This window comes from Chromobacterium sp. Rain0013 (assembly GCF_015291765.1).
Lineage (GTDB): Bacteria > Pseudomonadota > Gammaproteobacteria > Burkholderiales > Chromobacteriaceae > Chromobacterium > Chromobacterium haemolyticum.
Genome location: NZ_CP031514.1, coordinates 2,422,006 through 2,438,146, shown reverse-complemented (window position 1 = coordinate 2,438,146; position 16,141 = coordinate 2,422,006). Strand labels below are relative to the sequence as shown.

Here is a 16,141-nt window from a genome sequence, read left to right as displayed (position 1 = left end):
ATTGGCTATCAGCAAAGACGGAATCCTTATGTCTAAGCAAATAACCGTTACGCTCCCTCGCGACGGCGAGGGAGCGGGTCTTGCGCCAGAGGGAGGCCGCCCTCCGGCGCGCGACGGAGCCTGGGCGGTTGATCAAACCATGGGCGGCTCGATTCTGGTGAGCTCCAGGAACACATTGCGCAAGCGCAACAAGGGCTGGGCTTGTTCAGTCAAATTGGAGCTGACGGTCAGGTCGAACCACAAGCTGCCGCCTTTTTGCTCCGGTTCGTGCGCGGCGAACCAGTCCACGCAACCCCGCGCTTGCTGGATGACGACGTCTGCCAGCGGCAGACCGCCGCCGCCCTCTTGCAAGGCCACCTCGGTAGGCGGCATCAGGTAGACCGGCAAGCGCACCTTGCTCAACGCATCGTTCAGCCGGTACTCGTAATACACCGTCAGGCTGAGGATGGCGCTGTCGCTGCCTGCATGGCCGAACAAAGCCTGATAGAACAAGCCAAGCTGGCACTCCAGCGACCGGCTCACCGGCTGGTCCGCGCCCTGGGCGTAGATGACAGCCATGTTCACCGGCTGATCCGAATCCACGGTGGGACGCAGCGGCGCGGACAGGGACACCGTCGGCGTCTGATAGACGAACGGCTCCGCCGTCGGCTTGCCCGGCACCAACTCCTTGTTGCGCCGCAGGAAGACCTGAGCGTTGGCGTCCTGCCGCTCCAGAATATCCAGGTCCGGCAATACCACCATGCGCGCGGCGATGCCCTTGCCTTCGGACGCGGCCAGATAGGCGCCGGTGCTCCGATCAAGATAAGTGAAGGAACGGCTCAGGCCTTCTCCCTCCTCCGGCTCGCACTCGTATCGCTCCGGCTCCACCTGCACGAAAGGTTGGCCGGCGCGCTCGGGCAGCGCCTGCGCCAACGTCAGCGTCACTCGCAGCGCGCTCACCTTGCCTCCATCCGGGTTGACGCGCTCCACCGCGTCCTCCTCAATGACGAAGCGTATCGGTTCCGCCTGCGCCAGCAGCCGGCTGTTCGCTTGCAACAAGCCCCCGCCGCCGGCACTGTCCGCCAGCCACTGCACCATCTCGCCGGCGGAGAGCAGCGCCGCCTCGGCGTTCTGGATCTGAGCCGGGTCCTTGCTGTTGATGTCCAGCGGCAGCAAGAAGCGGTTCAGATCCTCCACCACCTTGGGAAAGACCTGGGTCATTTCCGCCAGGTTGTCGAACAGATCCCGGCTGAGCGCCATCGCCCTCAAACCGGATTGTCCGCCCAGATTGAAATCAATCTGGCCGTTGATCGCGTCTTGCTCGAAATGGCGTTGCAGCGCATAGCGCAGCCGATAATTCCAACGACTCAGCGCGGCCAGCGGATTGTAGTCGCCGGGCCGGCTGCAAGCCGGGTCCCCGGCGGCCGTAAGCCGCGCCGCCATGACTTCATCCGCAGGCAGGCGGCACGGGCAAGCGATGTCGGCGTTGGCCGCCGCCTCCTGCAGGGTCAGGGTCGGCGTTTCCGGGAAGGCGCGCAGCACGATAGGCGTGCTGAAAGCGCCCAACGCCTGGCGCAGCGGCCAACTCTCGCCGGCGGTGTCCGCCACGAAACTGAGCCAGGACGACGGCTGGTAGCCGCGGATGCCGGCCAGCGCGCCGATCTGGTGTTCAATGTTCTGTCCTTCGAACACCAGGTCCAGGTCCACTTTCTTGGCCTCCAGGCCCGCGCTGGAGAGCAGGAAGCTCAGCAGGCGAGTATTGCCGCCGCCGTCGCCGGCCAGCTTCAATCCCAGCTTGGGCGCGGTCAGAGACAGGTTGCCGCGGCCCATGATGCCGCTGCCGCCCGGCTGGCTCACAATATTGCCGTATAGCCGCGGCGTCAGTTCCGCGCCCGAGGGTTGGATCGCGGCATTGACCTCGGCCTGGAACTGCAGACCGGCGCGCACCGCGTAGAACTCGCTCAGCGTGCCCAGCATCCTCTGGAAGAAGGCTTCGCGGATCGCGTCCAGTTCCCTCTGGTCCGCGCTCTCGTCGCGGAACACCAGAATCATCGCGCTCTTCAAGGCTTGGGCCAGCGCTTCTTTCGCGTCCAGCAGTCCCTGCATCGCGTTGTTGCCGGTCAGGCTGCGCAAGATCTGCGCCGGCGCGACATAGGCCGGCGACAGCAATTGGTCAATGCGAGCCAACGAGGATTGCAGCCATTGATCCAGATCCACGTCGGTGAAAGCGCGCGGCTCGGCCGGGTCCTGCAGGCTGATCACCTTGCCCGTGCGGTAGGGAATGATCGCCGCGTCCAGCTTGGACGCCAATTGATTGGATACCGGCCTGGGCGCGAACTGCTTGGGTTGGCCCGGATTGAGCAGACGGTAGGAGATGCCCTGCGCGGCGTCTCGTCCCAACTGCACCGCCCACAAGGTCATGCCGGAGCCGCCGGTGAAGGCGTTGCGATCGCTGCCGGTGGCCACTTGGTAACGCGGCCCCTGCGGAGTGGACAGCGCTTGCTCGAAGCGGGCCGCAAACTGCTTGAGATCGCGCTGGGCGCTCGCCGCGACCTGGTCGCCTTGCAGCGGGCCGGTGGACGGCGACAACAGCGTGCCCGCTTCGACCACGCCGGACACCGCCGCCAGCGCGCCGCTCACCAACTGCGGTTTGCGGCTCAAGGTCAGGCTGGCGTCCAAGCGGAAGATCTGGTCGTCGTTGATCTGCCCGGACTGCAACGGCGCGCTCAACTCCAACAGCGGCTGGAAGCCGGCGGCTCGCTCTTGATGGCTGCCGCTGCTGTTGGGCAGCAAGCTGTTGAGCCAGGCGTAGATGTCCACCGCCCAATTGACCAGCGCAGCCTGCTGCGAGGGCTCCAACAGCGCGGCCTCCGGGCAGACGCTGCTGCTCAGCTCGATGCCGAGGCCGTTGGGGTCTTGCAACTGATACAAGACCTTGGCGTAGATGGCGATGGCCTGTTCGATGCGCTGCCGACCGCCGGCGTCCAGCGCCTTGGCCGCGTCCAAATAAGGCTGCTGGTCAAAGGCCAGCGACACCTTGAGCCCCGCCTTGCCGTCTTGCAAGGTGGCGAACAGGTAGTCGTTGGCCACAGACGGCCATTGACCGATGCCCAACACGCTGTCGGTATAGCCGGTCAGCTGCGGCGGGAAGTTGTATACGCGCGCCTCGGCCGGCGGCGCGTCCAGGTCGCTGAGGATGCGGTTGCCGAACAAATCCAGCCAGGCCAGTTCAATTTGCAACAAACCGCCCACGCCCAGGTATGGGCTGCCGCTCACCGCAGGCGAGGCCTGGCGCTGCACCGGCGGATGCCGGTACAAACCGGGATACGGCACGGTGCGGACATAACGCCACGGCTCGTCCTCGTTCGCGGCGCGCGGCGCGCGCACTTTGTCGGCAGGGCCGTTGCCGTCGATATTGCCCGGACCGGTGGCCACGCCGAAATTGCTCTCTTTGAAATCGTCGGTCAGGCTGTTGCGGTAGCCGAGCAAATTGAACAGATTGGCCAGATAGATCCAGCCCCAATCGGCGCCGTCGGCCCTGTCCGGCACGGGCGGGGCGGCCTTGCGCTCCAGTTCGATGCCGGCCACGCCGGCCTGAGTCGTGGCCGACACATCGAACGGCCCCAACTCGACCTCCAGCGCGGTTTGGGCCGGGAACAGGCCGGGCGTGCGCGCATTGGCTGCGGCCAGGCCGGCCAAGGGCGCCTGGAAATAGGCCGAGACATCGTCCAGCGTGGAGAACACAGCGCCGTTGGCGTAGCGCCGGCCCACGGCCACATCGACCTCGGGCAGACGCAAAGCGGTATAGCTGACCAACGGGCCGCTCCAGCTGGCGCGATACGGGTTGGCCTGCTTGATCGCGTCTTCGGTGGTGAAGAAATGCTCGGCGATGCGCGCCAGGTCCCCGCCAGGGGCCGCGCCAGTCGGCGCGACTTGATAAACGCCGCCATGCACTCGCAACACGGCGCCGTCGCGCAACGGCCGCCCGGCGTTAAGCCGGGCCAGACTATCGACCCGGCTGTAATAGCCGGCGGCGACGCCGTCCAGCGTGGCCGCGTCAGCCAACGGCGCGGTCTGATCCCGCCGCAGCACCGCGGTCGCCACCAGCGCCGCGGCGCTGGCGTCGAAGGACTCATTGGTGGCCAGCACGTTCATCCAGTTGCCCACCGCCTGCCCTTCGCCCTCGTCCGCGGCGAACAGCGCCAGCACCGCCAGTTCGGCTTCGCCGCTGTCGTTGAACACATGGTCCGGCAAACCGGACAGCGTGCCGCCGGCTTGCAAGCCCTGGCTGTAGCTGAGGAAAAAGCCCCCCTGGCGGGTGATGCTGGCTTCCCACAACAGCCGCAGAAAATCGTCCGGCGCGCCGATCAGATTGGGAAAGGCGTTCTCGGTGAGCGCCAGCGCGCGCAAGCCGTTCTGCGCCGGAGGACGGGTCTCGGTGGACAGATTGACCTTGGCGATGCCGGCCAGGCTGGCGGCCGGGTTTTCCATCTGCCAACCGGCCACCTCGCTGCCGGTGGCAGCCGGCCGGTACAGCACCAGCAGTTGGCTCAAGCCCGCGCCCGGCCCCTGCAATTGGCTGAGCACGCGCTCCAGCAACACGATTTCCTTGTCCGGCGCGCCGATGATTTCATACAGCCGATGGCTGCTGGGATTGTTCGCCAGCGGCTGAGTGCGACGCACGCCGAAGGGGATCAGCATGCCAAAGCCGTAATTGAGCAAGGGCTGCTCGCTGACGCTGCCGGTGGCGGCGTCGGTACGAGCCAGCTGCGGCGCGAAACGCGGCAACACGCCTTGCTCCAGCGGGGTGTTGATCAGCGAGTCCGGCAGGCTCCACAAACGCGGTTCGGCCACCTCCGGCGCGCGGGCCTGGCGCGGCAGCGCCACCGGCGCCGCGCACTGCCAGGGCTGGGAGCTGGACAGCGGGAAGCGCGAGGCCTGGGCCTCGGCGTCCAGCAAGGGCCGGATCGCCCGCGTATCCGTGCGCAAAGGCTGCCCGGTGGCTGTGGCGCGCACTTTCACATAGCGCAGGTAATCGTCCTGGCTCACTTCGAAACTGGCGCTGGCGCTGCCCGGCGCGCCCAGGCTGAGCCAGGTTTCGGCAGCGCCGCGGCTCAGCGTGAAGCTGAACTTCGCCCCCTGCGCCGGGTCTTGCAGCGCAGGCAGCGGGAAGGCCTGCCCAGTCAACGCGAACAGACCCAGCTGCGCCGGGTAGTCGTAGCCGCCCTGGCCGTTGGGCTTGACGAACAAGCCGGGCGATTTCGCCGTCAGGCCGGCGGTGGGCAGCCGCAAACCGTTGAGGTAGTAACGCGAAGCCATCGCGCCCAGGTTCTGGAACGCCAGCGTGCGCAGCGCTTCGTCGATCAACTCGCCCACCTGGAACTGCGCCAGTTCCGGGATGTTCAGATTGGGATCGCTGTCATGATCGAACAAACCGGCGGCCGCGCCGTTGGCGCCGGCCAGCAGATCAAGGCTCACGCCCAAGCGCGCGGAAATGCCGGCCAGAGTGTCTCCAGCGGCCACCGGCTGCGAGAAGGCCGGCAACGCCAGTATCGCCAGCGACGACAACAGGTCCGCGCGCCGCAGCACGTCGCTGCCTTGCAATAGCGCGTCCAGCGATACGCCCAGCCCGGCGGCAATGCCGGTCAGCGAATCGCCGTCCTGGGTCAGGTAGACCTTGTCGCCCAACACGATGCGTTGATTGGCGGCCAGGATGCGCGCCTCGTCGGCGTTGGCCCGCGCCAGTTGCTCGCCGTTGAAGCCGCCGCCAAACAAGGACTGCGCGGCTACTTGTTCGAAACTGAGGCCTCCCGGGGTTTGCCAGCGCATGCCCTCCACCGTCAACGGCCGGGCTCCCGCCGCCAGCGGATGCTCCTGGTTGGCGACGAACAGTTGTCCGGCGCTGAAAGCGTCGTCGCCGGACAGTTGGCCGGTGGCGTTGACCCAGTCGACGATCTCGGCCACCGTCTGCGCCGGCTGAATCACCAGCTTGAAGTTGCCCAGGCCATCGCGCAGCGCCTGCAAGGCCTGGCGCGCCAGCAGGCAGAAGTAGTCGCCAAAGATGTAGCTGGCGATGGAGGCGCCGGTGCCGGACTGCATCCGGACGGCACCGGCCGTCGGCGCGCCGCCGCCTTCCACTTGTACCTGCAGTTGCTGGAAATACTGGCGCAGCAACAGCAGATAGTCGGTCTGGCTGCTGTTGTATTGGCCGAACACATAATCGTAGCCGGGCGCGCCGGCATAACTCGGCACGTTCAGGCGCACGCCGGGAGGCGCCGGGAAGAACACGCCGTGAGCGTTGGCCGCCGCCGTGGCAGCGAAGCAGATCGTCGCCTGCCGCGCCAGGAAGGCCTCCACCTGATCGGCCGGAATCGGCAGCGGTTGATCCGGATTGGAAAAGTACTGCAGCGCCTGGTTCAGGAAATCGGCGCTGACCACTTGCTGGTTGAGCTGGTCCGGGCTCATCGCGCCGCTCATGCCGGCGGCCAATACCCATTGCAGCACCCGCACGGCCAGGTCTTCAAAACCGTCCTCGCCGCCATTGGCGGCCAACCGGGCGTTCAGCGCCGGGCGCCGGCGCGCGCGCGCCAGCGCGGCATGCGCCAGCCGGCCCTGCTCGGAGCCGCCGTTGCGGGCCGCCGCCAAGGCGCCGCCGGCCTTGACCGGCTCCGGCGTGGCGAGGAAGAAAGCCGCCACATAGCATGGCAATTGCTCGGCCGCGGTCTTGGCCTGATCGCCTGCCACGGTCAGCACCGGCACGGTCCAACCCGTCAGTTGCAAGAGCTGCCCCGCTTGCAGATTGCCCCAGGCCGGCTGATAGCCGGCGGCGTTGGCGGCCAGCCGCGGGACGGCTCCGCCGCTCTGCCCCAGCGCGCGGCGCAGCCGGCGCGCTTCCAGTTCAGCCGCCGCATGACGCGCGGGCAAGCCGCCGGCCAAGGCCAGCGTCCGCATGCCGTTGCCAGACAAGGTGCGGCCCCAGGGCGGGTTGTTGCCGGCCGGGTTTTTCAGCACAAAAGTGGCTTGCACCGAGGCCGAGAACGACAGGCCTATGGTGATGGTGAACAGACCCAGATTGATTTTGACGTCTACGCTGACCTCCACCGAGGCATTGGCGCTGATGGGGATGTCCTGATAGGCGATGTAGCTGAGCCGCACGTAGATCTTGATGGCGATATTGACGTCGGCGCGGATGATGGCGAAGTCTATGCTGCCGTACAGGCGGCCCTGCACCCCGGCGGTGCCGATCAGCGAGAAATAATAGCCGTCCTGCAATTGGTCGCGGCCCTGGCTGGGCGTGGCCTCGCGGTAAGGCAGCCAGCGCGCCAGCACGCCTTCGATCACGCCGAACACCGTCAGGCTGAACCCGGCGCGCAAAATCCCCAGCTCTATGGATTTGCCCAGACCAAGCTGAGCGCCGAAGCCGAACACCAGCACCGGATTGAACCACCCCCGTTCCGACACCGGCACCAGATTGGTGGTGGCGCTGCTGAGCTTGCCGAAATAAAAACCGGCCGAACCCAGCACCGGGATGCCCGGCGCCACGATCAGCTCTATGGTGAAGGAACGGGCGAAGTCCTGCCGCCACGGGAAACCGATGTCCACCTGGAAATCGCCGTTGGTGTACAGATTGATGCCAAACTCCGGCAGGGTGATCGTGGCCACCCCGATCTGGAATTTGCGCATCAGATTGGGCAAGGCGATATTGGCGGAATAGCAACCCACGGTTTCCGATACCTGGCGATAAAGTATCTGGAAATCCAGGCCGGCGAAAATCTTGGCCATCGGCCCGGCCAGCGCCACGCGCAGCGCGTACAGCGTGGGGTCGTTGAACACCATGGACAGCTGCAGCAGGTATTCGTCGGCCTCCTCGTCGGCCGCGGCCGCCTCGCCGGCGGTGATCAACTGCTGGCTGCCCTTGGCCGCCGGCGCTTCCTTGTCTTTCTGGGTTTTCAACACGCCGAAGTCGAAGGCGATGAACCAGGAGTTGTCGGGAGCGAACACCGGCTGCCCTTTGCCGCCCACCGGCACCTCCGGAGGGTTCGGCACTTCCAGGCTGCGCAGCTTGGCGATCACGCCCTGCACCGAGGTCTCCTCCACCAGGCCCGGCACGGTGACGTGCTGCCCCAGCGCCAGCAGGCGCAGGTCCAGATATTTGTTGCCGCCGCCCGGAGGCGCCGGCGTGGTTTCCGGCTTGGAGGGGTCCCAGCTGAGGGCGTCGCCGGATTGCCAGACGAAACTGCCCTGCACGGTGATTTCCACCTTGGCGTCCTTGACCTGCGGATCGTATTTCAGCGCCACGCCCTTGAGCGTGAAGAAGCCGAAATCCACCGGACCGATGCCGATATTGAAGCCCACCTGTTTCTTGCTGAAGTTGTACACCAGCTCAAGACCGCTCAGGCTGAAGGAGTTGAGCACGTTCCAGGGCGCGGCCAGGCCGAACTCGGCGCCGGTGGCCCAAGACACGAAGGTCTCCACCATTTCGCCGATGGACTTGTTGTCCAGTTTGAAGGTGGCGACGGTATCGCCCTGTTTGTCGGTCGTCACGGTGGCGAGCAGGGTCAGCCAGCGCAAGCTCAATTCCTGTTTGCCGGGAGCGAAGTTATAACTGACCCCCAGCTTGATGTTCCACAGGGTCAGGTCGGCGCCGATCTCGCCATAGGTGCCCGGCACCTGCGGCGGATCGTCGCCCTCGGTGTTCAGCGGAGCCAGCCCCAGCCGCTCGGCGGCCTTCTTGCCCAGATAGCCCAGTTTCAGCCGGCCGGTGACGCTGACGTCGGGCAAGGCGGAAATCGGCACCCAGGCGCTTGCGGTGGCGGCGCTGAATTCAAAGGAAGTGGCTTTCTGCTTGCCCCAGTCCAGTTGCAGCGTCAGCTTGCTCACGTCCGGGAACGACAAAACGGTGCGCCAATCCCGGCCCAGATACTGTTCCAGCAATTCATTAATGCTGAAAACGGTGTCGTCCTGCTGCTGGATGGAAAATGCCCAATCTCCGCCGCCGGCGTAGCTCGCGCCTATGCCCACCACCAAGGGATGGGCCATGTCCGGCAGCAAGGTGGTGTTGGCGGTGATATTGCCCTGGTTTTCCAGCTTGGCGCGGCTGACCGAGAAGCCGACGTTGTCCAGCTTGAACAGCGGCTTGCCGAAAAACTCGAAAGTCCAGGCCGGCTGGAACACAAGGTTCAGCGACACTTGCAGATTGTCGGCGGCCTGGGCGTAGTTGAACACGAAGCTGTCTATCACCGGCAACGACGGCAAGGTCAGATCAACGCCGGGCAGGAACAGCGACAGCAGGTCCTCCATGCGGATCACGCCGGACTCCAGCGTGCCGCGGAACTGCCAATCCGGATATTGCACGCCCACCGCCACCACGCCGGCCTGCTCGCCGCTGCCAATGATGAAATTGCCGTTGGCGCTGGCCCGTACCTGGCGCGTTTTGACCGGGTCGATCAGCGCCACTTGGGCCTCCACGTTGCTCAAGGCCACTTTGCCGACCAGCGGCACCGGCTTGGCGCTGTTGGAGCGGATGATGAAGCCGAGCGCGGAGGCGTCCTCTTCTTTGCTGAGGTAGTACAGGTCCAGCTGGCTGAGGCCGAGGTCCGCCAGCACGTTCAGCGGCGGCGGCAGCACCGCCACCAGGTTGACCGCCGCCGCCATCTGGAAGGCGCGGTCTATGCCGGGATAGGGCGCGTCGAACTTGACGGTGAGCAAGGCCTGCTCGCCGGCCGACGGCGCCAGCAATTGCAGCTCCGCGCCCAGCGGCTGATAGCGGCCGCCCAACGCGGCGGTGACGGGTATTTGGCCATCAGAGCTGGACAGGCGCAGGAAGGGGCCGCTCATCTGTATCCAGGGCACGCCGGGCAGCGACCAAGTGCCCTCGGCGGATAGCTCCAGGTTCATCCGCAACTGCTGTTCCGGCGCATCGAAGATCACCGCAATGCGGTTGCTGATTTGCAGACTGGCGAAGATGCCGGTCATGCCCTCCAAGCGGATGGAGGCGATGTCGTCTTCCTCGCCCTCGTGCTTGAACTGGGACACCTCCAGCCACAGGCTGGCGCTGAAGCCCTGCAACAGGGCCAGCACCGCCTCGTTGATATTGCCGCCAGCCAGGATGCCCGGCACCAAGTCCAGCCGCTTGGGCGGCTGGATCTCGCCGTCCTCGCCCAGCTTTTCCTTAAGCTCCAGATAAAGCGCGTTCAGCGGATTCTCGGCCGGTTCGTCGCCGCCCTCCTCGCCATCGGCGCGACGCGCCCGCCGCGCGGCCGCGGCTTGCAAGGCGTGCTCGGCCTGGAAAACGTTCATCAGATAGGCGACGGCGACATTGAGCTTGTCTGCGCTGGACGTGGCGTAGAACGCCTTCAGCTCGCGGAAATAACGCGGAATCGGATCGTCCGTCGCGGTCTGGGCGCACAGGCTTTGGATGAAGGCGCCGAGTTGCCGGCAGGGGTTGCCGCTCTGGTTGCCGGTGGGCCAGCTGTCCAGCGAGAAATTGAGCTGGTTGGCGGCGGCCGCCAGCTCGTTGATCGGCGGCGAGGCGCTGAACAGGCCTCGGTTGACGCTGGGGTACAAGGCCGGCTGCACGCCCAGGCCCTTGCGCGGCAAGGCCAGGAACGGACACCCCATATTGATCGCCGCCATCATGCTGTTGGCGCCCTCGAACAAGGACAGGGTATTGGTCTTGAACAGGGCGTAGTAGAACAAGGGCTGCGGCACCGGCCCCAACTGGATGAACAGAACCTGGTTGGGTTTGCCGACAATCGCGTTGACCGCGGCCTCCACCGCCGCCGTCGAAGTGGGATAGTTGAGCCAGCTGAAACGTTGCACCGCGTTCAGCGAAGCCATATAGCGGCGGCGCGCCTCATGCACCTGCCGCGCAGCCTGCCGCCGGCTGGCGTTTTTCGGGTCCGTGCCGGTCAGCACCACCACCTCGTCGCGGGTCATGTCCCCGCGCAGCAAGCCCGCCACCGCCTGCAACGGCGCCTCGCTCTCCATACTGCCGAAGCGATTGAGGTTCAACACCACCACCGGCGCGGCCAGCCTGTGGTCGCCGTTGTCCTGGTAATCAAGCAGGCCCCCGCACAGAACCGCCGCAGCGGCTTCCGGGCTGCTGTTCACCACGTTTTGAGCGCTGGGCATGATGGCGTAGGACACCACCAGCCGCACTTGCTTGAGCAAGGCGTCGCCGGTCAGATAACGCAGGATCGCCGCGCGCGGATTATCCGCGTAATCCGCCCAGTCCGGCGCCGCATAGCTGGATTCCGGCACATAGGACACCCGGCGTCGGAAACTGGGATTGTTCAGCTCCGGCACTTGCAGCAAATCAATGGCCGGCCGCCTGGCGCCGACGAAATCTATTTTTTCCGCGTAATTGTAGTTATAGGGCTGCAACTGCAGAAAATACTCGACGTTCAGCCCGGTGGCGTAGTTGCCTGCGCTGTCGTCCACCGCTCCGGTGAAGCCGAACAGCGCCTTGTCCGCCGGCGGCGCTTGCGGATAAGCCTTCAGCTCCACCGTGGCCTGGTTCAGCTTGCCGCTGGGCTGATGCTCCAGTTCCGGCAACAACTCGTACAGCTTGGCCAGCGTGTCCTCGCCGCCCTGGTAATAGACTTCGGCCTTGCCGGCGTAGGCGTAAGTCAGCCCCGCCGCGGTCAAGGGATCGGTCAAGCGTCGCAACAGATTGACCGTGGCGGACTGGTTGCCGAAGCTGCCCCCGGTGCCCACCAATAGACGGATCGCGGCCTGCTGTTCCAGCAGGCTCCGGAACGCGTCGATCTGTTCCTTGTTGATCCGAGCGGAAGTATTGCGGCTGGCCGAGTTGGCGTTGTCGAACAGGGAGAAAGGCCACGTCATGATCGCGCCGTCCTTCAAGATTGAGACTGGTGGGTAAGCGCCGTCGGGTCGGCATCGGGGGCGGCGGCCGGAGGCGGCTGGTCCTGGTTGTAAATCGCGTACCATCCCAGGCCGGTGGGCGTCTCCGCACCGGGGTTGCCGAAGAGAAAGAACGAGGTGGCGCCGTTGGGCGGAATGCGCAGCAAACCGAGGAACTTGAGCGCGATCTCGTTGAGCAGCAACAAATAGCCTTTCTGCTCGGCGTTGTACAATAGACGGATCGCGCCGATGGACAGCTTGATCACGGTTTGCAGGCTGAACAGCTCGCCGCCGGGCCCCGCGCCCGGCAAGGCCATCCCGACATGAGCCTGATAGCCGGAGCCGTCGTCCGCTGCGCCGCTGTCGTCGGCCCAGGCCAGCAACAAGGTGGTGTTGAGATTGACCTTGGACGCCAGCGCGCCCAAGGTGCCCAGATTGACGCGCAGCGACAGGCCGTGCCAGGCGCGGTCGGCCACGCCTTGCAGGCCATAGCTGGTCGCCACCGCCAAAAACCCCTTGGCCGCCGGCGTGCTGTTTGCGGCGCCGGACAAGAGGCCATTTAATTCCAGCTGGAAATCGCGATACAGACCCTGCGCTCGCGAGCGGCTAGCCGCCGGATTGAAGGACAGCTCGTTTTCCAGCATGGAGATCACCGTGGGCCCGCTGTCCGGGCCGCTCAGCGGGAAGGCGATGCGCAGGCCCAGGCCGCTGAAACGCAAGCCTTGGCCGGCCACGGGCTCATCACCGTCGGCGCCGAAGGAAAACAGATCGAAAGGCGGCAGTTCCCCCGCCTCGTCCTTGAGCACGGCGAACTGCATGAAACCGGACATGTCCAGCCAGGACACCGCGCTGCCGCCCGCGCCCTCATCGCGCGTGGACAAGGCCGCCGTGGCGATCTCCACGCTGGTGAGCACATTGTTGCGCAGCTTGAACAAGGCCGGCTGGGCGGACGACAAGGAGTACACCGGCGCACCGCCGTTGGTCTGGAAACCGCCTTGCAGCAACACGGCGTTGTAGATATTGGCCTGCCCCTGATCCTCGACCATGCTATCCACCCGGCTGCCGAACAATTGATTCAGCACCACCTGGGCCACGCTTTCAAAACGCTGCACCGCGGTGTTCTGGAACAAGGCCTTCAAGGTCAGCAGGCGGAATTCATAGGTGGCGTCGGCGTCCTGCGGCGGAATCGCATGCGCCTGCGGCTCGTCTTCGTAGTCCGGATCCAGGTAGTAGATCAACCCGAACAAGGAGCTGGAGTCGCTCTGGGTCACGGTCTTGCCGTCGATCTGGCTCAGTTCGACGCCGATATGATGTGCGGCGAAGGCCTCCGGCTGAGTCACCCCCGCCAACAAACCCAGCAACTCCGCCGGCACTTTCTCAATATCCACCCGCAGCAGCAAAACCCCCTGCCAGTTAGGATCCCGGATGATGCGGCAGAAGTTCTGGAAATAGGGATTGTCCTGCTGCTTCAGCGCGCTGGCGAAGTATGCGCTCAGCCAATCGGCCAGCGGGGTCAACTGCGACGCGTCCGGCAGTCCATCCGGCCCCAGCGGCGCGGCGAACAGATTCTTCTGCGTCCATTGCGTCGGCCGGGTCACCAATTCAAGCAGGCTGCCGGGCACGCCCTTGACCACCATTACATTGCGATAGTCGCCGTAGCGGTTGCCCTTGCCCACCGCCGCCTTGAAGCGCCAGCGATCGATCTCCAACTGGTTGTAGAAGCGGGACGGGCTGGCCGGCGGATCCTCAGGCATCACGCCGCTGGCCTCAACGCCCAACTGGAGGGGATTGGCCACCGGCAGAAACAGGTTGTCGGTCTGGAACGCCGCCTGCAAGGCGCTGGACGGCGCGGTAAAGCCCAGCTGCCATTGCGGCTGCCCGCCCGCCATGATCTGCGCCAGCAGCAGACGGCTCCAGCCCCGCTCCGCGACGCGGGCGATGAAGCCTGCCGGCGTGGCCGCGTTGTAGCCGGCGACGTTGCGCGCCAAGTCCAGGCCCAGGCTGGCGCGCGCCGAGCGCGACGCCTGGGCGGAAGCGGCGTTGATGCGATTGCGTCGAGTGGGGCTGACGATCTGGCTCTCCAGCAACTCCATCTGGCCGGCCTGCAAATCTTGGTCCCCGGCGCCGGAGCGAAACGCCGCGAACGGCAACAGGGGGAAGCTCAGTTCGCCGCTGTTGGGCAAGGCCAAGCCGGGGTCTTTGGGTTCCAGCAGATCGCCGCCGTTCGCTTTGGCGGCGTCCGGCAGGCCAAACAGATCAGCGCCCTTGGGCGCGGCCGCGTAGTGCGCGCTGGCGCCTTCGCCCTTGGCCGTCACCGTGCACCAAGAGGTGCGGAAATCCCGATTCAGCAACAAGGCCAGCGGGTCCAAGGGCGGCCCCACCGGCGAGCTGGGCTCCAGGGGAAAAACCGGCGCATAGGCCGGCTGCCCGCCGCTAGCGCGCAAGTACGCAGCGCCGCTGACGAAGCCGATGTTTTCCGAACCGGACAAACCGGCCAGCAATTGCTGCGGCTGACCGTCCTCCGCTCCCACCACCCGTAGTTCGAAGTCCCCTACCGGCGCAAAGCTGTAACCCAGATACAGCGGCGTCCTGCCGGAGCCGGGATTAACCACCAGGCCCGCCGGCCGTCCCGCCGCCGCGTCCAGCACCGGCCGCAGAGTCACTGTCATGCCGTAGACGGTGCGGTAGTAAGACACCAGATCCAGACTGGCGCCGGCGGCAAACCAAAACACGGTGGGCGTCGCCGGCAAGACATTGTTGGGATTGACAGGGTTGAACTGGGCGGTGAAAGCGAACAGGTCGGTGGGGTTAGGCTCGCCGCCGTTCACCAGCGGCAGATAAGCGCTCAAGTTCTTCACCGGCTGGTCCGAGCCGGCGCTGTCCGCCGCCGTATTGGGCACCAGCAATTGGAAGCCGCAGGCGAAGTTGCGCGCCAAGGCCTGGCGCGCGGTCTTGAAGCCAAAGCGCCAGCTGCCCAGCGCCGTGCCTGCAAAAGCCAAGCTGGCGCTGTAATCATCCTGATACAAAATGGGCGCCATGCCGCCGCTCAAGGTGGCCGCCGGCGCATTGCGACCGGTCAGCGTCAGCGCGTCGCCGGATTCCGCGACGCTCAGTACCGCGCCGGAGGCGATGGCGACGCCGATGCTGCCGTCGCCGGTCAGGCTCAGATCCAGCCCATTGCTGGTGCGCAAAACGCCGGCAACAGAGGCGAAGGACAAGACCCAGCCCTGTTCCAGCGCTTGCTGCGGCCGCTCCGCCTGCCGCAGCCACAGCAGCGCGCGCCCGCCGATGACCGTGGCCAGAATCGCATCCAGCGCCGCGATGAAGACGGCGGCCTTGTCGCCGCTCAGATCCGGCGCGACGGCGCAGTAGACAAAGCTGCCGGCCCAATCCGCATTCTCCAGCGCTTCCGTCAAGGGCACCGGGCCGGCCGGCGCTTGAGCGCCGGCGGCCAGCAGCCAGCCCCACCAGCCGGCGCCCTCCTGGTTTGCCTGATCGATATACAGCCGGCTACCCGCCAGGCGCTCGAATGCGATCATGTTTTTTCTCCTTGATAAGCGCCTATCGTGAACGTCGTCGTCGCGGCCAGCGAGGTACGCCCCTGCGGCAGCGCCTGCATGAAATAGCCGACCGCGTAGCTGGTGTTGATGGTCAGTTTCAGACCGTCGATCGCCAGGTAGCCTGAGTCGTCGTCGCGCGGCACGGGCAGGCTGCGGATAGGATCGCCGCTGTAAGGCACGGTGGAGCCCTGCCAGATGCCCACCCAGTTGCCGGCGGCTTTCGGCTGATACGCCGTCAGCACCTTGTACTTGAGCTGCAATACATTGCTGTCCACGTAGACCGTCTGCAGCGACACGCTGTCATAGGCCCAGGCTTGCGGATTGTCCTGCTCGCCGGCGGGCAGGTAGACGCTGGAACACACCGCCTGCGCCGCGCCCGCCACCGCGTAGGCGATGACATAGCCCTTGGGCTCGTAATCGAAATTCAGCACCCGAGTGGACGTGGAACTATCGCTCAGCAAAGCGGCCTGCCCGACCGGCGCCTTGTCCCATGGCACCTGATTGGCGCTGCTCTCCCAGGCGTACAAGCGGTTGTCGAATGTTTGCGGCTGATTGGCGGTATTGGTGATGTAGTTGGCCAGCACGCCATCCGGCATCGGCACGCCCACCACAGTGATGAAGACCTGGCGACCGGCATCGTTGCTCAGCAGCAGCAAATTCGACATGAGGCCCTGGATGGTGGTTGACCGGAAAAGCCTTCATCGGCCGGCGCGCCCTCTACTCGACAGGCGCGCCGG

The 16,141-nt window shown here is 65.6% G+C and carries 3 protein-coding genes; all 3 read right to left on the bottom strand.

Features of this window, described 5'->3' with window-relative positions; all coding sequences use genetic code 11:
- Positions 1-132: 132 nt before the first annotated feature.
- From DXT74_RS11390 to DXT74_RS11380, 3 genes are read right to left on the bottom strand one after another with little or no spacing between them, the layout of a single operon-like run.
- Positions 133-11,826 (bottom strand): LysM peptidoglycan-binding domain-containing protein, encoded by an 11,694-nt coding sequence (locus DXT74_RS11390; protein WP_194427981.1) that lies wholly within the window; start codon positions 11,824-11,826, stop codon positions 133-135.
- Positions 11,827-11,840: 14 nt separating this feature from the next.
- Positions 11,841-15,383 carry a hypothetical protein gene (locus DXT74_RS11385; RefSeq protein ID WP_194427980.1) on the bottom strand — a complete coding sequence of 1,181 codons (3,543 nt, stop codon included), beginning with the start codon at positions 15,381-15,383 and terminating at the stop codon, positions 11,841-11,843.
- Positions 15,380-16,069, bottom strand: a complete 690-nt coding sequence (locus tag DXT74_RS11380) for a hypothetical protein (protein ID WP_043637355.1) — start codon at positions 16,067-16,069, stop codon at positions 15,380-15,382. The genes DXT74_RS11385 and DXT74_RS11380 overlap by 4 nt, the downstream gene beginning before the upstream one ends.
- Positions 16,070-16,141: the final 72 nt, after the last annotated feature.

Bases quoted from the DNA above. Each gene is read 5' to 3' on its own strand.
- DXT74_RS11385 (WP_194427980.1), bottom strand. From the start codon at position 15,383: ATGATCGCATTCGAGCGCCTGGCGGGTAGCCGGCTGTATATCGATCAG.
- DXT74_RS11390 (WP_194427981.1), bottom strand. From the start codon at position 11,826: ATGACGTGGCCTTTCTCCCTGTTCGACAACGCCAACTCGGCCAGCCGC.
- DXT74_RS11380 (WP_043637355.1), bottom strand. From the start codon at position 16,069: ATGTCGAATTTGCTGCTGCTGAGCAACGATGCCGGTCGCCAGGTCTTC.